Consider the following 22,571-nt stretch of genomic DNA (forward strand, 5'->3'; position numbering starts at 1 on the left):
ATAAGCATGGCCCTACTGCAGATCGCCGAACCCGGTCAGACGCCACAGCCCCATCAGCGCCGCCTGGCCGTGGGCATTGACCTTGGCACCACCAATTCGCTGGTCGCTGCATTGCGCAGTGGCATTTCCGAACCGCTGCCAGACGCCGAGGGCCGGGTCATCCTGCCGTCGGCGGTGCGCTATCACGCCAACCATGTCGACGTGGGCTACAGTGCCCGTGACGCGGCCTCCAGCGACCCGCTGAACACCGTGCTGTCGGTCAAGCGCCTGATGGGGCGCGGCCTGGCCGACGTCAAGCAACTGGGCGAGCAACTGCCCTACCGCTTTGTCGGCGGCGAGTCGCACATGCCGTTCATCGACACGGTGCAGGGCCCGAAAAGCCCGGTGGAAGTCTCGGCCGACATTCTCAAGGTGCTGCGCCAGCGCGCCGAAGCCACCCTGGGTGGCGAGCTGGTCGGCGCGGTGATCACCGTGCCGGCGTACTTCGACGACGCTCAGCGCCAGGCCACCAAGGACGCTGCGCGCCTGGCCGGGCTGAACGTGCTGCGCCTGCTCAACGAACCGACCGCTGCGGCTGTGGCCTATGGCCTGGACCAGAACGCCGAAGGCGTGGTGGCCATCTATGACCTGGGCGGCGGCACCTTCGACATTTCCATCCTGCGCCTGACCGGCGGTGTGTTCGAAGTGATGGCCACCGGCGGCGACAGCGCCCTGGGCGGCGATGACTTCGACCATGCGGTGGCCGGCTGGATCATCGAGCAGGCGGGCCTGTCTGCCGACCTCGACCCCGGCACCCAGCGTCAACTGCTGCAAGCTGCCTGTGCGGCCAAGGAAGCGTTGACCAACAGCGATGTCGTGTCCGTGAGCCATGGCGCCTGGCAGGGCGAGCTGACCCGTGCCGGCTTCGACGCGCTGATCGAACCGATGGTGGCGCGCAGCCTCAAGGCCTGTCGCCGCGCCGTGCGCGACAGTGGCATCGAGCTGGATGAAGTCGAAGCCGTGGTCATGGTCGGTGGTTCCACTCGCGTGCCGCGTGTGCGCGAGGCGGTGGGCGCGCTGTTCGGGCGTACCCCGCTGACCGAGATCGACCCCGATCAGGTGGTGGCCATCGGCGCCGCGATCCAGGCCGATACCCTGGCCGGCAACAAGCGCGACGGCGGCGAACTGCTGCTGCTCGACGTGATTCCGCTGTCCCTGGGGCTGGAAACAATGGGCGGGTTGATGGAGAAGGTGATCCCGCGCAACACCACCATCCCGGTTGCCCGTGCCCAGGAATTCACCACGTACAAGGATGGCCAGTCGGCCATGATGATCCACGTGCTGCAGGGTGAGCGTGAGCTGATCAGCGACTGCCGCTCCCTGGCGCGCTTCGAACTGCGCGGCATTCCGGCCATGGTGGCCGGTGCGGCGAAGATTCGCGTCACCTTCCAGGTCGACGCCGACGGCCTGCTCAGCGTTTCGGCGCGCGAGCTGGGCTCGGGTGTGGAATCGAGCATTCAGGTCAAGCCGTCCTACGGCCTGACCGACGGCGAGATCACTCGCATGCTCAAGGACTCCTTCGAGCATGCCGGCTATGACAAGGTGGCGCGCCAGTTGCGCGAGCACCAGGTCGACGCCGAGCGTCTGCTCGAAGCGGTGCAGGGCGCGCTGGACGCCGATGGCGAGCGCCTGCTGGACGCCGAAGAGCGCCTGGCGATCGAACAACAGATGCAAGACTTGCGTGATTTGATGAACGGTACCGATGGCGCCGCCATCGAGCAGCAGACCAAGCGTCTGTCGCAAGTGACCGATGCCTTTGCCGCCCGTCGCCTTGATTCGACGGTAAAAGCCGCTTTGGCCGGGCGCAACCTGAATGAGATCGAGGAGTAACTGATGCCGCAGGTGATTTTTCTGCCCCACGAGAAGTTCTGTCCGGACGGAATGGTGGTGGAGGCCGAAACCGGTAAGTCCATCCTTGAAGTGGCCCATGACAACCACATCGAGATCGAAAGCGCCTGCGGCGGCGTCTGCGCCTGCACCACGTGCCACTGCGTGATCCGCGAGGGTTTCAACTCGCTGAACGAGGCCGACGAGTTGGAAGAGGACTACCTCGACCGCGCCTGGGGCCTGGAGCCCACGTCGCGCCTGACCTGCCAGGCCAAGGTCGGCACCGAGGACGTGACCGTCGAGATCCCGAAATACTCGCTCAACCACGCCGCCGAAGCGCCGCACTGACCGTTGGAGTCATCATGAGCCTGAAATGGGTTGATGTACTTGAAATTGCAATTCAGCTTGCCGAAAGCAAGCCGCAAGTCGATCCTCGCTACGTGAATTTCGTCGAACTGAGCCGCTGGGTGCAGGCCCTGCCCGACTTCAGCGACGATCCGAACCGTGGCGGAGAGAAGGTGCTTGAAGCCATTCAGGCCGCCTGGATCGAAGAAGCCGACTGAGCGCACTCGGCAGGTTAGGCAATCCCCCGGAACCCGCGTATAATTCGCGGGTTTAATTTTTCGCTTCACTTACTGTTTCTGGAGTTACACCATGGCTGTTCAACGTACTTTCTCCATCATCAAGCCTGACGCCGTTGCCAAGAACGTGATCGGCGAGATCACCACCCGTTTCGAAAAAGCCGGCCTGCGCGTCGTTGCCTCGAAACTCAAGCAACTGTCCAAAGCCGAAGCCGAAGGCTTCTACGCCGAGCACAAAGAGCGCGGCTTCTTCGGTGACCTGGTTGCCTTCATGATCTCCGGCCCGGTCGTTGTACAGGTTCTGGAAGGCGAAAACGCCATCGCTCTGAACCGTGAGCTGATGGGCGCCACCAACCCTAAAGAAGCTGCTGCCGGTACCATCCGTGCCGACTTCGCCGAGTCGATCGACGCCAACGCCGTTCACGGTTCGGACTCCGAAGCCGCTGCTGCTCGCGAAATCTCGTACTTCTTCGCAGCTACCGAGGTAACCGCTCGCTAAGCGACAGCTTACGAGTGAGGGTGAATCCATGACGACATCGACTGGTAAAACTAACCTGTTGGGCCTGACCCAGCCGGAAATGGAAAAATTCTTCGAGTCCATCGGGGAGAAGCGTTTCCGTGCCGGCCAGGTAATGAAATGGATTCACCACTTTGGCGTCGATGATTTCGACGCCATGACGAATGTCGGCAAGGCCCTGCGCGAGAAGCTCAAGGCCGTTGCCGAGATTCGCGGCCCCGAAGTGGTCAGCGAGGACATCTCCAGCGACGGCACCCGCAAGTGGGTGGTGCGCGTGGCGTCCGGCAGCTGCGTCGAGACCGTGTACATCCCCCAGGGCAAGCGTGGCACCCTGTGTGTCTCGTCCCAGGCCGGTTGCGCCCTGGACTGCAGTTTCTGCTCCACCGGCAAGCAAGGATTCAACAGCAACCTCACCGCCGCCGAAGTGATCGGCCAGGTGTGGATTGCCAACAAGTCGTTCGGCAGCATTCCCGCCACCATCGACCGCGCCATCACCAACGTGGTGATGATGGGCATGGGTGAGCCGCTGCTCAACTTCGACAACGTGGTCGCCGCCATGCACCTGATGATGGACGACCTGGGCTACGGCATTTCCAAGCGCCGTGTGACCCTGTCCACCTCCGGCGTGGTGCCGATGATCGACCAGCTGGCCAAGCACATTGACGTGTCCCTGGCGCTGTCGCTGCACGCACCCAACGACGCCCTGCGCAACGAGCTGGTACCGATCAACAAGAAGTACCCGCTCAAGATGCTGCTCGAGTCGTGCATGCGCTACATGGCCGAACTCGGCGAGAAGCGTGTGCTGACCATCGAGTACACCCTGCTCAAGGACGTCAACGACAAGCTCGAGCACGCGGTCGAGATGGTCGAGCTGCTCAAGAACATCCCGTGCAAGATCAACCTGATTCCGTTCAACCCGTTCCCGCACTCCGGCTACGAGCGTCCGAGCAACAACGCGATCCGCCGCTTCCAGGACCACCTGCACCAGGCCGGCTACAACGTTACCGTGCGCACCACCCGTGGCGAGGACATCGACGCGGCCTGTGGTCAGCTGGTGGGGCAGGTGATGGACCGCACGCGCCGCAGTGAGCGCTATATCGCGGTACGGCAGCTCAATGCCGACGCCGATATGCCGCAAACCGGCGCGGCGGGCAACTGAGGCCGACATGGGCCTGCGCGCCGCGCTGCCAACCCTGTTGCTGACGCTGCTTGCCGGCTGCGTCGGCAGCGGCAGTTCCGACCCGCTGCAAAGCGGCAAGGGGCGCGAAGAGGCACGCCAGGCCTATGTGCAACTGGGCCTGGGTTATTTGCAACAAGGTTTGACCGAACGCGCCAAGGTGCCGCTGAAAAAGGCCCTTGAACTGGACGCTCGCGACCCGGCAGCCAATGCCGCGCTGGCCCTGGTGTTCCAGCGCGAGGACGAGCCGGCGCTGGCCGAGGGGTATTACCGCAAGGCCCTGGCTGCCAACCCCGACGACCCCCGTATTCGCAACAATTTCGGCAGTTTCCTGTATGCACAGGGGCGCTATGCCCAGGCGCAGCAGATGTTTCGCCAAGCGGCGGCCGATACCCTGTATCCTGAACGCTCCCGGGTTTTCGAGAACCTTGGCCTGACCGCCATCAAGCTGGGTCAGCGCGAGCAGGCGCGTGAACACCTGCAAAAGGCTTTACGGCTCAACCAGCAGCAACCGCGCGCGTTGCTCGAAATGGCTGAGTTGTCTTACGAAGACAGGCATTATGTGCCGGCGCGCGACTACTACGATCGTTTCAGCCAGCTGAGCGATCACGGCCCCCGCAGCCTGCTGCTGGGTTCGCGCCTGGCAACTGTATTCGAAGAACCTGACAAGGCCGCCGAACTGGGCGTGCAATTACAACGACTTTATCCCGGTACGCCGGAATATCAGCAATACCTGTCGGAGCAATGATGAAAGCGGCGCATCCCGAAGTAGCAGCAGCGACTCGCCAGAATCCCGGTGAGACCTTGCGTCAGGCCCGTGAAAGCAAGGGCTTGTCGCAGGCCGAAGTGGCCCGCAAGCTCAACCTGACCGTGAGTTCCCTGAACAACCTTGAAACCGGCGCGTTCGACAAGCTGCCAGGGCATACCTTCGCCCGCGGCTATATCCGTGCCTACGCCAAGCTGTTCGAGATGGACCAGGCCGAACTGGTGCTGGCCTTCGACCAGGCCACTGGCAGCAATTCCCAGGGCAGCGACGTGCATGCGCTGGGGCGTATCGAAGAGCCGGTACGCCTGTCGCACAACATCCTGCGCATCGTCAGCCTGTTGCTGCTGATCCTGGTGATCGGCGGTGGCTTCTTCTGGTGGCAGGACCAGACCAGCCTGCGCGGCAAGGACCTGGCCAGCCTGGCCATGGAACACGTCGAGGTCGAGAGCGCCGACGGTACCACCCAGATCCACCCGCTGGACGAGCCTGAAGACCAGGCCGTGGCCGAAAGCCAGGAAGCGCCGGCTGCCAGCGCACCGGCCGAGCAGGCCCAGCCTGCCACCGACGAGGCTGCCGCACAGGCCCCGGCCGCCAGCAACCCGGCGCCAGCTGCGCCTGCCGCACCCGTAGCCCCGGCTCCCGTAGCGCCGGCCCCTGCGGCCAGCGCCCCGGCTGTGGCTGCCGCCCCTGCGCCTGCCACCCCCGCTGCGCCAGCGGCTGCACCGGCTGCCGGCAGCGCCTCGTTGCACATGCAGTTCGTTGCCGATTGCTGGACTTCGGTCACCGACGGCAACGGCAAGGTGCTGGTCAATGCCACCAAGCGCAAGGGCGAGACCCTCGAGCTCACCGGCAAGCCGCCGTTCGCGGTACGCCTGGGCTTTGCCCGTGGCGCACAGATCAGTTTCAACGGCCAGCCCGTCGACGTGGCGCCGTTCACCAGTGGCGAGACTGCTCGCCTGAAGTTGGGACAATAAGTCATGCACGGCGAATCTCCGATCAAACGTCGCGAATCGCGCAAAATCTGGGTAGGTAATGTGCCTGTCGGCGGCGATGCACCCATCGCCGTCCAGAGCATGACCAACACCGACACCAACGACGTCGATGCCACCGTCGCACAGATCACCCGCCTGGTGGATGCCGGCGTCGACATCGTGCGCGTCTCGGTACCGGACATGGACGCGGCCGAAGCCTTCGGCCGCATCAAGCAGCGGGTCAGCGTGCCGCTGGTGGCCGATATCCACTTCGACTACCGCATCGCCTTGCGCGTGGCCGAGCTGGGTGTGGACTGCCTGCGCATCAACCCCGGCAACATCGGCCGTGAAGACCGCGTGCGCGCGGTGGTGGATGCCGCGCGTGATCGCGGCATCCCTATCCGTATCGGCGTCAACGCCGGCTCCCTGGAAAAGGACCTGCAGAAGAAGTACGGCGAGCCCACCCCGGCGGCCCTGGTCGAGTCGGCCATGCGTCATGTGGAGCACCTCGATCGCCTGGACTTCCAGGACTTCAAGGTCAGCGTGAAGGCCTCCGACGTGTTCATGGCCGTCGAGGCCTATCGCCTGCTGGCCAAGCAGATCGTGCAGCCGCTGCACCTGGGCATCACCGAAGCAGGCGGCCTGCGCTCGGGCACGGTGAAATCGGCCGTGGGCCTCGGTATGCTGCTTGCCGAAGGGATTGGCGATACTATCCGCATCTCGCTTGCCGCCGACCCGGTCGAGGAAGTGAAGGTCGGCTACGACATCCTCAAGTCGCTGCACCTGCGTTCGCGTGGCATCAACTTCATCGCCTGCCCGAGCTGCTCGCGGCAGAACTTCGATGTGGTCAAGACCATGAACGAGCTCGAAGGGCGCCTCGAAGACCTGCTGGTACCGCTGGACGTGGCGGTGATCGGCTGTGTGGTCAACGGCCCCGGCGAAGCCAAGGAAGCCCACGTGGGGCTCACCGGCGGCACGCCGAACCTGATCTACATCGATGGCAAGCCGGCGCAGAAGCTGACCAATGACAACCTGGTGGATGAGCTGGAAAAACTCATCCGCCAGAAAGCGGCCGAGAAGGCCGAGGCCGACGCGGCAGTGATTGCCCGCGGTTGACCGACACCGATTTCGTTAAGGATTTACCGTGAGCAAATCGCTGCAAGCCATTCGTGGCATGAACGACATCCTGCCCGAGCAGACCCCGCTGTGGCGCTATTTCGAGAGCACCGTGGCCGGCCTGCTGGACACCTACGGCTATCGCCAGATCCGCACCCCGATCGTCGAGCCGACCGAGCTGTTCAAGCGTTCCATCGGTGAAGTGACCGACATCGTCGAAAAAGAGATGTACACCTTCGCCGACCGCAACGGCGACTCCCTGACCCTGCGCCCCGAAGGCACCGCCGCCTGTGTGCGCGCCGTGCTCGAACACGGCATCAGCGGTGGTGGCCAGGTGCAGAAGCTCTGGTACATCGGCCAGATGTTCCGCCACGAGCGCCCGCAGAAGGGCCGCTATCGCCAGTTCCACCAGATCGGCCTGGAGGTGTTCAACCTCGATGGCCCGGACATCGACGCCGAGCTGATCGTGCTCACCTGGCGCCTGTGGGGCCTGCTGGGCATCCGCGATGCGGTCAAGCTCGAACTCAACAGCCTGGGTACCAGCGAAGCCCGCGGCCGTTACCGTGACGCGCTGGTCGAGTTCCTCTCGGCGCGCCTGGAGCAACTGGACGAAGACAGCCAACGTCGCCTCAAGACCAACCCGCTGCGCATCCTCGACAGCAAGGACGCCAACACCCAGGCGGCGCTGGTGGGTGCACCGAAGCTCGAAGACTACCTGGACGAAGAATCGCGCGTGCACTTCGAGGGCCTCAAGGCTCGTCTGGACGCCGCCGGCATTCCGTTCGTGATCAACACCAAGCTGGTGCGTGGCCTGGACTACTACAGCAAGACCGTGTTCGAGTGGGTCACCGACAAGCTCGGTTCCCAGGGCACCGTATGTGCCGGTGGCCGCTACGACGGCCTGGTCGAGCAGATGGGCGGCAAGCCGACCCCGGGCGTGGGTTTTGCCATGGGCATCGAGCGTCTGCTGCTGCTGATCGAGACCCTGGGCCAGGTGCCCGAGTCGATTTCGCGTCAGATCGACGTCTACCTGTGCGCCTTTGGCGAACAGGCCGAACTCGCCGGGCTGGCCCTGAGCGAGCGTCTGCGTGACCGCCTGCCGGGCTTGCGCCTGCAGGTCAATGCCGGTGGCGGCAGCTTCAAGAGCCAGTTCAAGAAGGCCGACAAGAGCAACGCTCTGTATGCCTTGATCCTGGGGGACGACGAACTGGCGCAACAAGTGGTAGGTTTCAAACCCCTGCGTGGTCAGGGCGAACAACAAAACATTGCCTGGGATGCTCTGGCCGAGCACCTGGAAGCTTCCCTCGCGCAGGCGTGAAGCGGGTCAACAGCCGATTTGGTGAAAAGGAGTATTGGGGTGTCGAGTAGCGATGATGAACAACTGGCCGCATTCAAGGATTGGTGGCAGCGCAACGGCAAACCACTGCTGACCGGTGGCCTGTTGGCGCTGGTGGTAGTGTTGGGCTGGCAGACCTGGCAGAAGTACCAGGGCAACCAGTCCCAAGGTGCTTCGAACCTTTATCAGGCCCTGCTTGAAACCACCCTGACGCCGACCGGCCAGCCGGACATGGCCCAGGTCGCGGACCTGTCGGGCAAGCTCAAGAGCGAGTTCGGCGGCACGGCCTACGCGCAGTACGCCAGCCTGTTCGTGGCCAAGGTCGCGGTCGAGAGCGGCAAGCTCGACGACGCCGCCAGCGAACTGAAAAGCGTGCTCGACAAGCCGGCCGACGCCACCCTGGGCGAAATTGCCCGTCAGCGCCTGGCCCGTGTACTGGCCGCGCAGAACAAGGTCGATGACGCCCTGAAGCTGCTCGATGGCGATGCCGACAAGGCCTTCCTGGCCAGCCGTGAAGAACTCAAGGGCGACCTGCTGGTACAGCTGGGTCGCGCCGATGATGCTCACGCCGCGTATCAGAAGGCCAAGGCCGCGCTGTCGGATGACGCCGCGATCGGTGGCCTGCAACTCAAGCTCGACGACCTTGCCAAAGGGGATGCGTGACGTGATCGGTTGGAAACATGCAGCAGTGCTGGCCGTGGCCCTTCTGGCCGTTGGTTGCAGCAGCAACAGCAAAAAGGAACTGCCGCCGGCCGAGCTGACCAAGTTCACCGAAGAGGTGGTACTGAAGAAGCAGTGGAGCCGTTCGATCGGTGACGGCCAGGGCGAGAGCTTCAACATGCTCGTCCCGGCCATCGAGAACGACCGCATCTACGCCGCCGATGTGACCGGCGTGGTGATGGCGCTGGACCGCATGAACGGCGACGTGATCTGGAAGAAAGACCTCGACCTGCCGGTATCCGGTGCGGTGGGTGTCGGCTACGGCCTGGTCATGCTCGGCACCCTCAAGGGTGAAGTGATCGCCATGGATGCCAGCACCGGCGAAGAAAAGTGGCGTGCGCGGGTCACCAGTGAAGTACTGGCGCCCCCGGCGACCAACGGTGACGTGGTGGTGGTGCAGACCCAGGACGATCGCGTGATCGGCCTGGATGCCAGCACCGGCGACCGCCGCTGGATCTACGAAAGCACCCCGGCCGTACTGACCCTGCGCGGTACCGGTGCGCCGATCGTGACCAACCGCCTGGCCGTGGCCGGCCTCTCGACCGGCAAGGTCGTGGCGCTGGACACCCAGAACGGCGTGCCGGTCTGGGAGCAACGTGTTGCCGTTCCGCAAGGGCGTTCCGAGCTTGACCGCGTGGTGGATATCGACGGCGGCCTGCTGCTGTCGGGCGGTGTGCTGTACGTGGCCAGCTACCAGGGGCGCGTCGCCGGCCTCGAGCTGGAAAGCGGTCGCGTGCTGTGGCAGCGCGATGCCTCCAGCTACGCCGGTGTGGCCCAGGGCTTTGGCAACGTCTACGTGAGCCTGGCGTCCGGTACGGTCGAAGGCATCGACGAGCGTTCTTCGTCGGCGCTGTGGAGCAACGACTCGCTGGCCCGTCGCCAGCTGTCGGCACCGGAAGTGTTCTCCAGCTACGTGGCCGTGGGTGACCTGGAAGGTTACCTGCACCTGCTGAGCCAGGTGGACGGCCGCTTCGTGGGTCGCGAGCGCATCGACAGCGATGGCCTGCGTGCACGCCCGCTGGTGGTAGGTGACATGATTTATGTGTTTGGCAACAGCGGCAAACTCGAGGCGCTGACCATTCGCTGAGTCTATGCTTGAGGCCTGCGGGCCTCGGGCTGCGGCGCCTTCGGGGCGCCGCCCGAACTCCGGCCGCTGCACTGCAGCGGCCTTTGTATTTTTTGAATTCAAGCAGTGGAGAGCCGCATGGTTCCCGTAATCGCCCTGGTGGGCCGACCGAACGTCGGCAAATCTACAATGTTCAACCGCCTGACCAGGACCCGCGATGCCATCGTTGGCGACCTGTCTGGCCTGACCCGTGACCGTCAATATGGCGAGGCGCGCTGGCAAGGGCGCTCCTACATCCTGGTCGACACCGGTGGTATCTCCGGTGACGAACATGGCATGGACGAAAAAATGGCCGAGCAGTCGCTGCTGGCCATCGAAGAAGCCGATGTGGTGCTGTTCCTGGTCGATGCCCGTGCCGGTCTGACCGCTGCCGACCAGATGATTTCCGAGCACCTGCGCAAGCGCAACAAGCGCTCGTTCCTGGTGGCCAACAAGATCGACAACATCGACCCGAACACCGCCATTGCCGAGTTCGCACCGTTGGGTATGGGCAACGCCATCGGCGTGGCCGGCGCCCAGGGCCGTGGCGTGAACAACCTGCTCGAGGCTGTGCTCAGCGACTTCCCGCGGGACAAGGAAGAAGAAGAGATCGACATGAACGTCGCCGAGGGCGAGGAAGCCGTGCGCATTCCTGGCCCCAGCGAGAAGGATGGCATCAAGATCGCCATCATCGGTCGCCCCAACGTCGGCAAGTCGACCCTGGTCAACCGCATGCTCGGTGAAGACCGTGTGATCGTGTACGACCAGCCCGGCACCACCCGCGACAGCATCTACATTCCCTTCGAGCGCAATGACGAGAAGTACACGCTGATCGACACCGCCGGTGTGCGCAAGCGCGGCAAGATCCACGAGGAAGTCGAAAAGTTCTCGGTGGTCAAGACCCTGCAGGCGATCAAGGACGCCAACGTGGTGATCTTCGTCATGGATGCCCGCGAAGGCGTGGTGGACCACGACCTGAACCTGCTGGGCTTCGCCCTGGAAGCCGGTCGCGCCATCGTGATCGCGCTCAACAAGTGGGATGGCATGCAGCCGGGCGAGCGTGACTACGTGAAGACCGAGCTGGAACGACGGCTGTTCTTCGTCGACTTCGCCGACATTCACTTCATTTCGGCACTGCACGGCACTGGCGTGGGCAACCTGTACCAGTCGGTGCAGAACTCGTTCAAGTCGGCGGTCACCCGCTGGCCGACCAGCCGCCTGACCCAGATCCTCGAAGACGCGGTCAGCGAGCACCAGCCGCCGATGGTCAACAGCCGTCGCATCAAGCTGCGCTATGCCCACCTGGGGGGTGCCAACCCGCCGATCATCGTGATCCACGGCAACCAGGTGGAGAAGGTGCCCAAGTCCTACTCGCGCTACCTGGAAAACACCTACCGCCGTGTGCTCAAGCTGGTCGGTACGCCGATTCGCATCGAGTACAAGGGTGGCGAGAACCCGTACGAAGGCAACAAGAACACCCTGACCGACCGCCAGGTCAACAAGAAGCGCCGCCTGATGTCGCACCACAAGAAGTCGGCCAAGAAGCGCAAGGACAAGCGCTGATGGTGCGGGAGCCGGCCTTGCCGGCGAAATGGGCAGCGCGGATCAACTGAACCGCGCTTACCCTTTCGCCAGCAACGCTGGCTCCTACAACCTGGCGGTCCAATCCGCTATGCTCGGAGCCTGACCGCGCAGGAAAGAGGGCTCCATGATCAGCAGCAAGTTGCCGAACGTCGGCACCACCATCTTTACCACCATGTCCCAGCTCGCCGTGCAAACCGGCGCCCTGAACCTGTCCCAGGGCTTTCCCGATTTCAACGGCCCGCAAGCGCTGCTGGACGCGGTAGGGCGGCACATCAGTGCCGGCCACAACCAGTATTCCCCCATGACCGGCCTGCCGGCCCTGCGTCAGCAGGTAGCGGCCAAGGTCGCTCGCCAGTATGGCGTGACGGTCGATGCCGACCACGAGGTGACCATCACCCCCGGCGCCACGGCCGCGATCTTCTGCGCCATCCACGCGGTGATCCGCCCCGGCGACGAAGTCATCGTCTTCGACCCCTGCTACGACAGCTACGAACCCGCCGTGGAACTGGCCGGTGGCCGTTGCGTGCACGTGCAACTGGGCGCCGACAGCTTTGCCATCGACTGGCAGAAACTCAGCGATGCGCTGAGCCCGCGTACCCGCATGATCGTCATCAACTCGCCGCACAACCCCAGCGGCGCGCTGATTACCCGTGCCGAGCTGGACCAGCTGGCGGCGCTGATCGCCGACCGTGACATCTATGTGCTCAGCGACGAGGTGTACGAGCACCTGGTGTACGACGGCGCGCGCCACGCCAGCGTGCTGGCCCACGAAGCCCTGTACGCGCGGGCCTTCGTGGTCAGTTCGTTCGGCAAGACCTACCACGTGACCGGCTGGAAGACCGGCTATGTGATCGCGCCGCCAGCCCTGAGTGCCGAGTTGCGCAAGGTGCATCAGTACGTCAACTTCTGCGGCGTGACGCCGCTGCAGTGGGCGCTGGCCGATTTCATGGCCGAGCACCCGGAACATGTCGAAGAGCTGCCGGCGTTCTACCAGGCCAAGCGCGACCTGTTCTGTGGCCTGCTGCAAGGCTCTCGCTTCCAGTTCAAGCCGGTGGCCGGTACGTATTTCCAGCTGGTGGACTATTCGGCGATTCGCCCGGACCTCGACGACGTGCAGATGTCGGTATGGCTGACCCGCGAACACGGCGTGGCGACCATTCCGGTGTCGGTGTTCTACCAGCAACCCATTCCCGAGCAGCGCCTGGTGCGCCTGTGTTTCGCCAAACGCGAGGAGACGCTGCGTCAGGCAGCGGAAAAACTATGCGCGATCTGAGTACATTGCCCAACTTGACCGTGGCGCTGGTGCAGACCAGCCTGGCCTGGCAGGACCGCATGGCCAACTACGAGCATTTCGAGGTGCTGCTGGAGCAGGCCCGCGGCGCGGACCTGATCATCCTGCCGGAGATGTTCACCACCGGTTTTTCGATGGACTCCGAAAGCCTGGCCGAGCCGGAAAACGGCCCCACCTACAAATGGCTCAAGAGCCAGGCCAGGAAGCTCGATGCCGTGGTGACCGGCAGCGTGATCATCCAGGCCGAGGACGGCAGCCACCGCAACCGCCTGCTGTGGGCGCGCCCGGACGGCGAGATCCTGTTCTACGACAAGCGCCACCTGTTCCGCATGGCCGGCGAGCACAAGCATTACACCCCCGGCGAGCGCCAGGTGCAGTTCGAGCTCAAGGGGTGGCGGGTGCGCCCGCTGATCTGCTACGACCTGCGCTTCCCGGTGTGGAGCCGCGATGCACAGGACACCGACCTGCTGCTGTACACCGCCAACTGGCCGGCGGCACGGCGCCTGCACTGGAACCGCCTGCTGCCGGCACGGGGCATCGAGAACCTGTGCTATGTGGCGGCGGTGAACCGCGTGGGCACCGATGGCAAGGGCTTTGGCTACAGCGGCGACAGCCAGGTGCTGGACTTCCAGGGCGAGAGCCTGCTCAGTGCCGGCGAGGCAGACGGCGTGTTCACCGTGGTGCTGAGTGCGGCGGACCTTGCCGCATACCGCACGCGGTTCCCGGCCAACCTGGATGCCGACACCTTCGACCTGCACTGACCCCTTCGCCGGCAAGGCCGGCGTCTACGGGCATCCACCAGCCCCGTAGGCGCCGGCCTTGCCGGCGAAGAGTGACGCTCAATACACATCCCGCCGGTACCGCCCCAGCTCGATCAACTGCTCAAGCTCTTCAGCCCCCAGCACCTCGGCCAGCACCGCATCCACACCCGCCGCCATGCCTTCAAGGCTGCCGCAGATATAGATCGACGCTCCCTCCGCCAGCCATCGGCGCAGCTCATCAGCCTGTTCGCGCAGCCGATCCTGCACATACACCTTCTGCGCCTGGTCCCGCGAGAACGCCAGGTCCAGCCGCGCCAGTTCACCACTCGCCAGCCAGCCCTGCAGTTCCTCCTCGCACAGGAAGTCATGCGCCCGGTTACGTTCGCCAAACAGCAGCCAGTTGCGTTGCTCGCCGTCCACGATTCGCGCCCTCAGCAGGCTGCGCAACCCGGCCAGCCCGGTACCGTTGCCGATCAGGATCATCGGTGCCGGAGCCGTCGGCAGATGGAAACCGCTGTTGCGGCGCAACCGCACGCTCACGCTCGCGCCCAGCGCCAGGTGTTCGGTCAACCAGCCCGAGCCCAGGCCCAGCGTGCCGTCCGGATGACGCTCCTGGCGCACGATCAGCTCCAGCACACCATCACTGGCAATCGAGGCGATGGAGTATTCGCGCGCTGCCACCGGGATCAACGCATCCACCAGCGCCTGCGCGTGCAGGCCGATCAGGTGGCCGCGGCTGGCCGGCAACAGCCGCCCGCCCAGTGCATGGTCCAGGCGCTCCTCCAGGCCGTCCACTCGCACAGGCGTGTGAGGCTCAAGGCCAAGCCCGTCGAGCAACGCCTTGACCGTCGAACCGGCATTGCGCGGCAGTACATCGACCAGGTCCCCGGCATCCCAGCGCTCTGGCTGCGACGGTTGCAGACCGAGCAGGTACACCGGTGCGCCCTGGCTGCCGGGGTTGAGCAGCTCGCGTCGGGTCAAGGTCCAGGCGCTGAACTGCGGCGGCTGCCAGGCAGACAGCGGCGCTGCGCCGGTCAATGCCGCCAATTGCTGCTGCCATTGCTGCAAGGCAGCAGGATCTGCACTGTCGACTTCCACGGCAGAGAAACTGGCGGTGGCACCGCGAGCCTCCAGCCAGTGCTGCAAGCTGCGCGCAAACCCGCAGAAATGCGGGTACTGGCGGTCTCCCAGTGCGAGCAGGGCGTAGTTCAGGTTACCCAGCGTCCACGGCTGGCCAAGCACCTTGCGCTCGAAGCCGCGGGCGCTGTCCGGCGCCTCGCCGTCGCCAAAGGTGCTGACCACGAACAGCGCGCGTTGCGCCTGCTGCAGATCGGTTTCGGTCAGCGTCGCCAGGGGCTGCACGCGCACCGCCAGGCCCGCCGCCTGCAGTTGCCCGGCGCTCTGCCAGGCCAGTTGTTCGGCGAAGCCGCTCTGGCTGGCAAACCCCACCAGCCATCCGTTGCCTGTGTCGCCGGCCGGGTTCAGGCCCTTGCGCGCCTCGCGTACCTGGCGCTTCTTGCGCCTGCGGTCCAGGTACAGCAGCCAGCCGGTGATGAAGAACAGCGGCATGCTCAGGCTGGCGAGGGTCACCAGGATGCGCCCGGTGAGCCCGAAGTAGCTGCCCACATGCAGGGCATACACGCTGGCCAGCAGCTGCGCCTTGAACGACTTGTCGGCGTAGCGATCGTGCTGGCGTACCGCGCCGGTGGCCGGGTCCAGGCTCAGGGTGTTGAGCGCGCGCTCGTGCTCGGCGTTGTCGAGCAGGTAGAACAGGGTGGCGGGCTGGCCGCCGGCCGGTGGCAGGCGCAGGTTGTAGGTGCGCAGGCCCGGGCCGGCCGCTGCCTGCAGGCTGGTCCAGATGGCGTCGTAGTCCACCACCAGCGGCGCCGCATCCTTGCCGGGTGCGGGCGGGCGGCCACGGCCTTCGCCGCGCTTGCGCTGTTCGCCAGCGGCCGGTGCATCGCCCAGCAACCGGTTCAGCCCCTCGCGGTACCACTCGTAGGACCAGAACAACCCGGTCAGGGCAAACAGCAGGTAGAACAGCAGGCACCAGGTACCGGCCACCGCGTGCAGGTCCCAGTTGAAGGCACGACCTTTCTTCGCCCAGTCCAGGGTCAGCCAGGTTCGCCAGTTCAGCGCCTGGCGCGGCCAGCGCAGGTACAGCCCCGACAGGCAGAAGAAGATCAGCATCAGGGTACAGGCACCGGTGATCTGCCGGCCGGTGTCGCCCATGGCGAGGAAGCGGTGCAACTGCAGCATCAGGTCGAAGAACCCCTGGCCACTGACCGGGGGCTGCAGCTTGCCGGTGTAGGGGTCGGCATAGCGCAGGGTGCCGCGGCGCTCGCCCGGCGGTGGGGTGAAGAAGATGCGCGCAGCTTCGTCGCTGCGCACGTTCACCCACAGCATCGACACCTTGTCGCCCTGTTCGGCCTCGACGCGGCGCACCAGTTCGGCCGGCGGCAGCACGCCTTCGTCGCGCACCTGCACCTTGAGCACCTGTGGGTTGAACAGGCGCAGCAATTCGTCCTGGAACGACCAGGTTGCCCCGGTCACTCCCATCAGCGCCAGCACCAGCCCGGCGGTGATGCCGAAGAACCAGTGCAGTTGAAACAGGCTTTTCTTCACCACATCGACCACCTTGTGTTGCGGGTTGCGTGAATGCGCCGCGCATTATGCCTTGATACACAAAGGCCCCGATCACCGAAGTGAACGGGGCCGGGCCTGCCAGCTGCCGTCAGAAGTGGAAGCTGGTGGTCAGCAGCGCCGTGCGACCGGCCGCCTGGTTGGCGTAGTGCGCCGCGTAGGCCTTGTCGTAGTAGACCTCGTTGGTGAGGTTCTGCACGTTCAGCTGCAGGTCGACGTTCTTGGTCAGCTTGTAGCTGGCCATGGCGTCGTAGCGCCAGTACGAATCGACCATCACGCTGTTGGTCACGTTGCCGAACACGTCGTCGACGTAGAAGGCACCACCGCCGAGGGTGAGTTTTGGCGTGACGTTGTAGGTGGTCCACAGGGTCAGGCTGTTGTTCGGCGTGTTGGGCATCTGGTTGCCGTCGTTGTAGCCGTCCACCAGCACACCGCCGACCGACTGCGCGCCACCGTCGACCAGCTTGGCGTCCATGTAGGTGTAGCCGGCGAATACCTGCCAGTCATTGGTCAGCTTGCCGGTGGCGGTCAGCTCCAGGCCATCGACGCGGCTCTTGCCGGCGTTCTGGTAGGTGTTGGCATCGACCAGTACGCGGGCGTTTTCCTTCTCGGTGCGGAAGATCGCGGCGGTCAGGTTCAGACGCTGATCGAGCAGGTCCCACTTGGTGCCGATTTCGTAGTTGGTGGTCTCTTCGGCCTTCAGGTCGCTGGTGGTGGTCGGCGTCAGCAGCGGGTTGCCGTCGCTGCCTTCACCCAGCGAAGCGCCGGCCGGGGTGGCCGAGGTCGCATACGAGATGTACACGCTGCCGTTGTCGGTCGGCTTCCAGGTCAGGCCCAGCTGGCCGGTCACGAACTCGCTGGTGTCTTCGGTCTTGAAGCTGGTCGCACCGCCCGCCACCTTGGTCTTGGCCTTGGTGTCGAAGTGGTCGTAGCGCAGGCCCATGGTCAGCAGCCAGGCCGGGTTCAGCTCCAGGGTATCGGTCAGGTAGATGGCGCGGGTGCTGCTGGTGGTGTCGGCGCCGGCATCGGTACGGGTCACGTCGCCGCCCCAGGCCTCGTTCGGGTTGGGATTGGGGAACGAGGTGCACACACCCGGGATCTGGCCGGTGGCCGAAGAGCAGTTGCCGGAACGGAAGCCGGTGATGTCGTAGCCTTCCTTGGTGGAGGCCTCGCGGCTCAGCTCGATACCGGTGGAGAAGGTGTTCTTGAACCCGCCGATGTACACCTCGCCGAACAGGTCGGTCTGGTTGGTGGTGGTGCGGGTGTTGGCCACGCGGTTGTTCGGGCGGCGCCAGACTTCACCGTTGAGGATGTTGCCCTTGCTGTCGTCGGGCTGGCTGTAGATGAAGTCTTGCAGGGTGTTGCCGTGACGCAGGGTGTTCTTGAGGGTCAGCGCATCGTTCAGGTCGTGCTCGACGGCGATGGTCGCGATATCGGCACGTGTCTTGTAGAAGTCGCGATCGACCAGGCCGTAGTAGTTGCTGCTGCGGCCGCCATCGTCAGGCTTGTCCGGGTTGGCCGAGGTGCGCCCGGCGGTGCTGCCCGAGCGCAGGCCGTAGGGGATGCCCGAATCCGGCAGGTCGTCGCTCTCCACGTGGTAGTAGTCCAGGCTCACGCGGGTCGGGGTGCCCAGGCCGAACACCAGGGACGGGGCCACGCCCCAGCGGTCGTAGTTGACCTCGTCGCGACCGGCCACGTTGCTTTCGTGGCTCATCAGGTTCAGGCGAAACGCTGCGGTGTCGAGGAACTGGTAGTTGCCATCGAAGGTGTAGCGCTTGGTCTGGTCCGAGCCCCAGGTGAAGGCACCGTCGGTGCTGTTGCCCAGGTGGGCCTTCTTGGTCACCAGGTTGATGGTGCCACCGGCTGCACCGCGCCCGCCGATGGTCGAGTTGGGGCCCTTGGCCACTTCAACCGATTCGATGGCGAAGATCTCGCGGGTCTGCGAGCCCACGTCACGCACGCCGTCCAGGTACATCGAGCCTTGCGAGTCGAAGCCGCGAATGAACGGGCGATCACCCGACGGGTTGCCGCCTTCGCCGGCGCCCATGGTGATGCCCGGCACGGTACGCAGGGCATCCTGCAGGGTCAGGGCGTTGGTGTCCTTGATGACCTGTTGCGGCACCACGGTCACGCTGCGCGGGATGTCCACCAGCGGCGCCGTGTACTTCTGCGATGAGGACTTCTCGACCTTGTAGTCGGTGCTGGCGGTATCGGCCTGGCCATTGATGCTGGTGGCATCCAGCGCGATCGAGCCGCTTGTGGCCGGGGCTGCGTCGGCCGCATAGGCCAGGTGGCCGGCGGACGTGGCGCTCAACGCGACCCCGATGGCAGAAGCAAGCAGGCGTGGTGAACTGACAGCGGTAGGCACGTAATGGCGCGACATCGGAAGGTCCCCAAGGTGTGAAGGCGCCGAAATATAATGTAAACAAATATGAGTAACAATTGAGATCAATTGCTATTCTTACTGAATTTACATTCTTTACACCTTTGTGTGGCGGTTTATGCCTGCTGAAACGTCCCGCCCCTCGCAAGGGGCTTGTACTGGTTCAATAAGAATCAATACCATTGACGCCCTTTAGCCGACCCCTGGTGCCTGCGCCATGCTTTTACACATTCCCGGCCTGTTCACCCGCGAAGAAGTGCAGCGTATTCGCCAGGCGCTGGAGCAGGCCGATTGGGCCGACGGCAAGATCACCGCGGGCTACCAGTCGGCCAAGGCCAAGCACAACCTGCAGCTGCCCGAGGCGCACCCGCTGGCCAAGGAAATCGGCAGCGCGATGATCGAGCGCCTGTGGAGCAACCCGCGCTTCATGTCGGCGGCGCTGCCGTTCAAGGTGTTCCCGCCGCTGGTCAACTGCTACCGCGAAGGGGGCAGCTTCGGCTTTCACATCGACAACGCCATTCGCCAGCCGCGCGGCAGCCATGAGCGGGTACGTACCGACCTGTCGTCGACACTGTTCTTCAGCGACCCCGACGAATACGACGGTGGCGAGCTGGAGATCCAGGACACCTATGGCCTGCAGCAGGTCAAACTGGCGGCAGGCGACATGGTGCTGTACCCCGGCACCAGCCTGCACAAGGTCAACCCGGTAACCCGTGGGGCGCGCTATGCGGCGTTTTTCTGGACCCAGAGCATGGTGCGCGAGGACAGCCAGCGGGCCTTGCTGTTCGAGATGGACAACGCCATCCAGCAGCTCACGGTGGATGTGCCCGACCACCCGTCGCTGATTCAGCTCACCGGCACCTACCACAACCTGCTGCGCCGCTGGGCAGAGGTCTGAGCCGTGACCTTCAGCCTGCGTCGCGAAGAACAGGTCGATATCGACCAGTTGCATCAACTCATCGAACACAGTCCGGGCAAGGCGGCCCAGGCCCTGCTGGCGGCTGCCGCGCAGAACGTTGTCGAGGCACAGCTGCTGCTGGGGCAGATCCTGCTCGACGGGCGTGGCATCGAGCAGGACCCGGCACTGGCGCGGACCTGGTTCGGCATTGCCGCCCGCCAGGGCAGTTCGATGGGGCACAACATGCTCGGGCGCTGCCTGGAGCATGGGTGGGGAGGGCAGGCCGACCTGGCGGCGGCGGCCGCTCACTACCGTGCGGCCGCTGCCGCAGGGCTGGACTGGGGTCAGTACAACCTGGCCAACCTGCTGGCCACGGGGCGGGGTGTGGGCCAGGACCATGCTGCGGCCCTGCACCTGTATCAGCAGGCCGCCCACGCCGGCCACGCCAAGTCGATGAACCTGCTGGGACGTTACCTGGAGCAGGGGCTGGCCTGCGCGGCCGACCGGCACGCCGCCATGCACTGGTATCGTCTTTCTGCCGAGGCCGGCGATTTTCGCGGGCAGTTCAGCCATGCGGCGATCCTCGCCGAGCAAGGCCACATGGAGCAGTCGCTGGTGTGGCTGCAAAAGGCCCTGGAGCAGGGTAACGGCAACTTCCTGCGTGCTGCAGTGGCCAGCCTGGAGCAGGCCGAGCAGCCGCAGATCCAGGCGATGGCGGGGGCCTATCGGCAGCGTCTGGAGCAGGTGTCGCGGCAGGCCACGGAAAGCCTTCACTCTCGGGTTTAGCCTGCCGCCTTTCTATGCTCGATCACTCCCATGCTTCTCAAGGAAGATCGACCATGAACAGCAACCACCGTCTTGCCAGTCACCCGGGCCTTGCCTGCGCAGGGGGTCCCCATGAGTGACACCTGGAATTTCTCATTCATCGCCAGCCTCTACTCGGTGACGCCGGGCCACAAGGGCCGTATCGGTATCAGCCTGGTCGAAGGCGGCATCGACAACGATGGCTGGTTGCAGGTGATGACCGACACCCGGCTCATCAAGCCGGTCAATTTTCGTTTCGACTACGTCTCCCACACCGACCGGCGCATTACCTACAACATCTCCAGCTCTTCGGATACCGGGTTCTATCGGGGCGCGGCGGTGGGCAAGAACTTCAATCACTATGTGGGCCTGTTCCCGGGGGGTACCAGCGAGCCCTGGCTGGTCAAGCCCATGGGGGAGTGGGGCGACCATGACGTGCTGCGACTGAAGCTCTATGACACCTACGAGTGCAGCATCGGCAACTACCGTCACTCCGACGGCATGGATTACCTGAATGTGATCAGCGGGGAGAACCTCGAGTTCGAGGCACATGTACTGCGTGTGCTGAGCTGACCGCGTGGGCCCATGAAAAAAGGCGACGGTAGCAACCGTCGCCTTTCGTGTGCAGCTGACCCGTGGTTACAGGTAGTACGCCTTCAGCGGCGGGAAGCCGTTGAACTCCACCGCGCTGTAGCTGGTGGTGTAGGCGCCGGTCGACAGCCAGTACAGGCGGTCACCGATGGCCAGGTTCAGCGGCAGGCCGTACTTGTAGTGTTCATACATGATGTCGGCGCTGTCGCAGGTCGGGCCGGCGATCACCACCTCTTCCATCTCGCCTTTCTTCTCGGTCCAGATCGGGAACTTGATCGACTCGTCCATGGTTTCGATCAGGCCGGAGAACTTGCCCACGTCGGTGTATACCCAGCGCTCCACGGCGGTACGCGACTTGCGCGCCACCAGCACCACTTCGCTGACCAGGATGCCGGCGTTGGCGATCAGCGAGCGGCCAGGCTCCAGGATGATTTCCGGCAGGTCGTCGCCGAAGTCTTCCTTGAGAAAGCGAATGATCTCTTCGGCGTAGGTTTCCAGGCTGTTGGTACGGGTGATGTAGTTGGCCGGAAAGCCGCCACCCATGTTGATCAGCTTGAGCACGATGCCGTCTTCTTCCTTCAGGCGCTCGAAGATCACCTTGACCTTGGCGATGGCCGCATCCCACACGCTGATGTCGCGCTGCTGCGAACCCACGTGGAAGGAGATGCCGTAAGGCACCAGGCCCAGGTCGCGGGCCAGGATCAGCAGGTCCATGGCCATGTCGGTCTGGCAGCCGAACTTGCGCGACAGCGGCCAGTCGGCGGTGGTGGAGCCTTCGGTAAGGATGCGTACATACACTTTCGAGCCCGGTGCGGCCTTGGCGATATTGCGCAGGTCGGCTTCGGAGTCGGTGGCGTACAGGCGCACGCCCTTCTCGTAGAAGTAGCGGATGTCCTTGGATTTCTTGATGGTGTTGCCGTAGCTGATGCGCTCCGGGCCGATGCCGCGGGCCATCACCTTGTCCAGCTCGTAGATCGAGGCGATGTCGAAGTTCGAGCCCTTGTCCTTGAGCAGGTCGATGATTTCGACCGCAGGGTTGGCCTTGACCGCGTAGTACACCTTGGCGAATTCGAAACCGGCGCGCAGGTCGTCATAGGCCTTGCTGATCATGGCCGTGTCGATGAGCACGAACGGGGTTTCTTGCTTGTCGGCGAACGCCTTCATTTTGTTGAAGGTATCGCGTGCGAAGTAGTCTTCGACCTGGATCGACATGCTGGGGGACTCCATGGGCAAACTGAATGAATAAGTGGCTGCAACTGAGCGCCCTCCGTATCCCCACTTTGGTTCGCCTACTTCCCAAGGCATGTCGCCGAAAGCAAAAAGGTCAACCGGGTCGCAGAAGCTGCGCAGCGGGTGACCTTGCTGTCTCGTCGTCAGTACTTGAGCCGGATGGATCGTTTCCAGCATGGACGCTCGGCGCGAACTTTAGGACCTGAAGGATTCAAGATCAACAAAAAATCT

General features: G+C 64.2%; 20 protein-coding genes. 17 read left to right on the forward strand and 3 right to left on the reverse strand.

The genetic code is table 11. The features are described from left to right. The first annotated feature begins 6 nt into the window (after positions 1 to 6). From hscA to KH389_RS04740, 14 genes are all read left to right on the forward strand, one after another. Positions 7 to 1,869, forward strand: a complete 1,863-nt coding sequence (gene hscA, locus KH389_RS04675) for a Fe-S protein assembly chaperone HscA (RefSeq protein WP_043864466.1) — start codon at positions 7 to 9, stop codon at positions 1,867 to 1,869. Between the two features lie 3 nt (positions 1,870 to 1,872). Then, positions 1,873 to 2,214 carry an ISC system 2Fe-2S type ferredoxin gene (gene fdx, locus KH389_RS04680; RefSeq protein ID WP_043864467.1) on the forward strand — a complete coding sequence of 114 codons (342 nt, stop codon included), beginning with the start codon at positions 1,873 to 1,875 and terminating at the stop codon, positions 2,212 to 2,214. A gap of 14 nt (positions 2,215 to 2,228) precedes the next feature. Further along, positions 2,229 to 2,429 (forward strand): Fe-S cluster assembly protein IscX, encoded by a 201-nt coding sequence (gene iscX, locus KH389_RS04685; RefSeq protein WP_054916604.1) that lies wholly within the window; start codon positions 2,229 to 2,231, stop codon positions 2,427 to 2,429. 91 nt (positions 2,430 to 2,520) lie between these two features. Beyond that, positions 2,521 to 2,946, forward strand: a complete 426-nt coding sequence (gene ndk / locus KH389_RS04690; RefSeq protein WP_043864469.1) for a nucleoside-diphosphate kinase — start codon at positions 2,521 to 2,523, stop codon at positions 2,944 to 2,946. 28 nt (positions 2,947 to 2,974) lie between these two features. Next, positions 2,975 to 4,123 carry a dual-specificity RNA methyltransferase RlmN gene (rlmN, locus tag KH389_RS04695; RefSeq protein ID WP_054916603.1) on the forward strand — a complete coding sequence of 383 codons (1,149 nt, stop codon included), beginning with the start codon at positions 2,975 to 2,977 and terminating at the stop codon, positions 4,121 to 4,123. 7 nt (positions 4,124 to 4,130) lie between these two features. Beyond that, complete coding sequence (gene pilW / locus KH389_RS04700) at positions 4,131 to 4,889, forward strand: type IV pilus biogenesis/stability protein PilW (RefSeq protein WP_043864471.1); 759 nt, start codon at positions 4,131 to 4,133, stop codon at positions 4,887 to 4,889. Continuing rightward, positions 4,889 to 5,881, forward strand: a complete 993-nt coding sequence (locus KH389_RS04705; protein ID WP_078479945.1) for a RodZ domain-containing protein — start codon at positions 4,889 to 4,891, stop codon at positions 5,879 to 5,881. Before pilW ends, KH389_RS04705 begins: the two co-directional genes overlap by 1 nt. Before the next feature lie 3 nt (positions 5,882 to 5,884). Further along, positions 5,885 to 6,994, forward strand: coding sequence for a flavodoxin-dependent (E)-4-hydroxy-3-methylbut-2-enyl-diphosphate synthase (ispG, locus tag KH389_RS04710; protein WP_043862521.1), 1,110 nt, complete (start codon positions 5,885 to 5,887; stop codon positions 6,992 to 6,994). Between the two features lie 28 nt (positions 6,995 to 7,022). Beyond that, a complete protein-coding gene (hisS, locus tag KH389_RS04715) occupies positions 7,023 to 8,312 on the forward strand; it encodes a histidine--tRNA ligase (RefSeq protein ID WP_054916601.1) in 1,290 nt (429 codons plus the stop codon). 39 nt (positions 8,313 to 8,351) lie between these two features. Next, complete coding sequence (locus KH389_RS04720) at positions 8,352 to 8,993, forward strand: YfgM family protein (protein WP_043862519.1); 642 nt, start codon at positions 8,352 to 8,354, stop codon at positions 8,991 to 8,993. After that, positions 8,986 to 10,137: an outer membrane protein assembly factor BamB gene (bamB, locus tag KH389_RS04725; protein ID WP_054916600.1), complete on the forward strand. Its 1,152-nt coding sequence runs from the start codon at positions 8,986 to 8,988 to the stop codon at positions 10,135 to 10,137. The genes KH389_RS04720 and bamB overlap by 8 nt, the downstream gene beginning before the upstream one ends. Positions 10,138 to 10,254: 117 nt before the next feature. After that, the gene (der, locus tag KH389_RS04730; RefSeq protein WP_043862517.1) at positions 10,255 to 11,718 is read left to right on the forward strand and encodes a ribosome biogenesis GTPase Der; all 1,464 of its coding nucleotides are present in this window, start codon (positions 10,255 to 10,257) and stop codon (positions 11,716 to 11,718) included. Between the two features lie 145 nt (positions 11,719 to 11,863). Next, entirely contained in the window at positions 11,864 to 13,012 is a 1,149-nt protein-coding gene (locus KH389_RS04735; protein ID WP_116052914.1) for a pyridoxal phosphate-dependent aminotransferase, read from the forward strand. Beyond that, positions 13,000 to 13,791, forward strand: coding sequence for an amidohydrolase (locus KH389_RS04740; RefSeq protein WP_043862515.1), 792 nt, complete (start codon positions 13,000 to 13,002; stop codon positions 13,789 to 13,791). The genes KH389_RS04735 and KH389_RS04740 overlap by 13 nt, the downstream gene beginning before the upstream one ends. Positions 13,792 to 13,869: 78 nt before the next feature. Here KH389_RS04740 and KH389_RS04745 read toward each other — a convergent pair whose 3' ends face one another. Both KH389_RS04745 and KH389_RS04750 read right to left on the reverse strand, forming a co-directional pair. Further along, positions 13,870 to 16,419 (reverse strand): PepSY domain-containing protein, encoded by a 2,550-nt coding sequence (locus KH389_RS04745; RefSeq protein ID WP_196932729.1) that lies wholly within the window; start codon positions 16,417 to 16,419, stop codon positions 13,870 to 13,872. Between the two features lie 106 nt (positions 16,420 to 16,525). Beyond that, a complete protein-coding gene (locus tag KH389_RS04750) occupies positions 16,526 to 18,817 on the reverse strand; it encodes a TonB-dependent receptor (RefSeq protein WP_058541413.1) in 2,292 nt (763 codons plus the stop codon). 217 nt (positions 18,818 to 19,034) lie between these two features. Between KH389_RS04750 and KH389_RS04755 the strand changes: the two genes are divergently transcribed. The 3 genes from KH389_RS04755 (at position 19,035) to KH389_RS04765 (ending at position 21,092) form a co-directional block, all read left to right on the forward strand. Then, entirely contained in the window at positions 19,035 to 19,715 is a 681-nt protein-coding gene (locus KH389_RS04755) for a Fe2+-dependent dioxygenase (protein WP_043862512.1), read from the forward strand. A 3-nt stretch (positions 19,716 to 19,718) separates the two neighbouring features. Further along, complete coding sequence (locus KH389_RS04760; RefSeq protein WP_213606972.1) at positions 19,719 to 20,501, forward strand: tetratricopeptide repeat protein; 783 nt, start codon at positions 19,719 to 19,721, stop codon at positions 20,499 to 20,501. 111 nt (positions 20,502 to 20,612) lie between these two features. After that, a complete protein-coding gene (locus tag KH389_RS04765; RefSeq protein WP_054916403.1) occupies positions 20,613 to 21,092 on the forward strand; it encodes a hypothetical protein in 480 nt (159 codons plus the stop codon). A 66-nt stretch (positions 21,093 to 21,158) separates the two neighbouring features. Here KH389_RS04765 and KH389_RS04770 read toward each other — a convergent pair whose 3' ends face one another. Next, entirely contained in the window at positions 21,159 to 22,322 is a 1,164-nt protein-coding gene (locus KH389_RS04770; protein ID WP_043862509.1) for a type III PLP-dependent enzyme, read from the reverse strand. Positions 22,323 to 22,571 lie beyond the last annotated feature (249 nt).

Source organism: Pseudomonas qingdaonensis (assembly GCF_018398475.1).
Classification (GTDB): domain Bacteria; phylum Pseudomonadota; class Gammaproteobacteria; order Pseudomonadales; family Pseudomonadaceae; genus Aquipseudomonas; species Aquipseudomonas palmensis.

What these genes read in the sequence shown, in the direction of transcription:
- hscA (WP_043864466.1), top strand. Translation starts at nt 7, where the DNA reads ATGGCCCTACTGCAGATCGCCGAACCCGGTCAGACGCCACAGCCCCAT.
- fdx (WP_043864467.1), top strand. Translation starts at nt 1,873, where the DNA reads ATGCCGCAGGTGATTTTTCTGCCCCACGAGAAGTTCTGTCCGGACGGA.
- iscX (WP_054916604.1), top strand. Translation starts at nt 2,229, where the DNA reads ATGAGCCTGAAATGGGTTGATGTACTTGAAATTGCAATTCAGCTTGCC.
- ndk (WP_043864469.1), top strand. Translation starts at nt 2,521, where the DNA reads ATGGCTGTTCAACGTACTTTCTCCATCATCAAGCCTGACGCCGTTGCC.
- rlmN (WP_054916603.1), top strand. Translation starts at nt 2,975, where the DNA reads ATGACGACATCGACTGGTAAAACTAACCTGTTGGGCCTGACCCAGCCG.
- pilW (WP_043864471.1), top strand. Translation starts at nt 4,131, where the DNA reads ATGGGCCTGCGCGCCGCGCTGCCAACCCTGTTGCTGACGCTGCTTGCC.
- KH389_RS04705 (WP_078479945.1), top strand. Translation starts at nt 4,889, where the DNA reads ATGAAAGCGGCGCATCCCGAAGTAGCAGCAGCGACTCGCCAGAATCCC.
- ispG (WP_043862521.1), top strand. Translation starts at nt 5,885, where the DNA reads ATGCACGGCGAATCTCCGATCAAACGTCGCGAATCGCGCAAAATCTGG.
- bamB (WP_054916600.1), top strand. Translation starts at nt 8,986, where the DNA reads ATGCGTGACGTGATCGGTTGGAAACATGCAGCAGTGCTGGCCGTGGCC.
- der (WP_043862517.1), top strand. Translation starts at nt 10,255, where the DNA reads ATGGTTCCCGTAATCGCCCTGGTGGGCCGACCGAACGTCGGCAAATCT.
- KH389_RS04735 (WP_116052914.1), top strand. Translation starts at nt 11,864, where the DNA reads ATGATCAGCAGCAAGTTGCCGAACGTCGGCACCACCATCTTTACCACC.
- KH389_RS04740 (WP_043862515.1), top strand. Translation starts at nt 13,000, where the DNA reads ATGCGCGATCTGAGTACATTGCCCAACTTGACCGTGGCGCTGGTGCAG.
- KH389_RS04750 (WP_058541413.1), bottom strand. Translation starts at nt 18,817, where the DNA reads ATGTCGCGCCATTACGTGCCTACCGCTGTCAGTTCACCACGCCTGCTT.
- KH389_RS04755 (WP_043862512.1), top strand. Translation starts at nt 19,035, where the DNA reads ATGCTTTTACACATTCCCGGCCTGTTCACCCGCGAAGAAGTGCAGCGT.
- KH389_RS04765 (WP_054916403.1), top strand. Translation starts at nt 20,613, where the DNA reads ATGAGTGACACCTGGAATTTCTCATTCATCGCCAGCCTCTACTCGGTG.
- KH389_RS04770 (WP_043862509.1), bottom strand. Translation starts at nt 22,322, where the DNA reads ATGTCGATCCAGGTCGAAGACTACTTCGCACGCGATACCTTCAACAAA.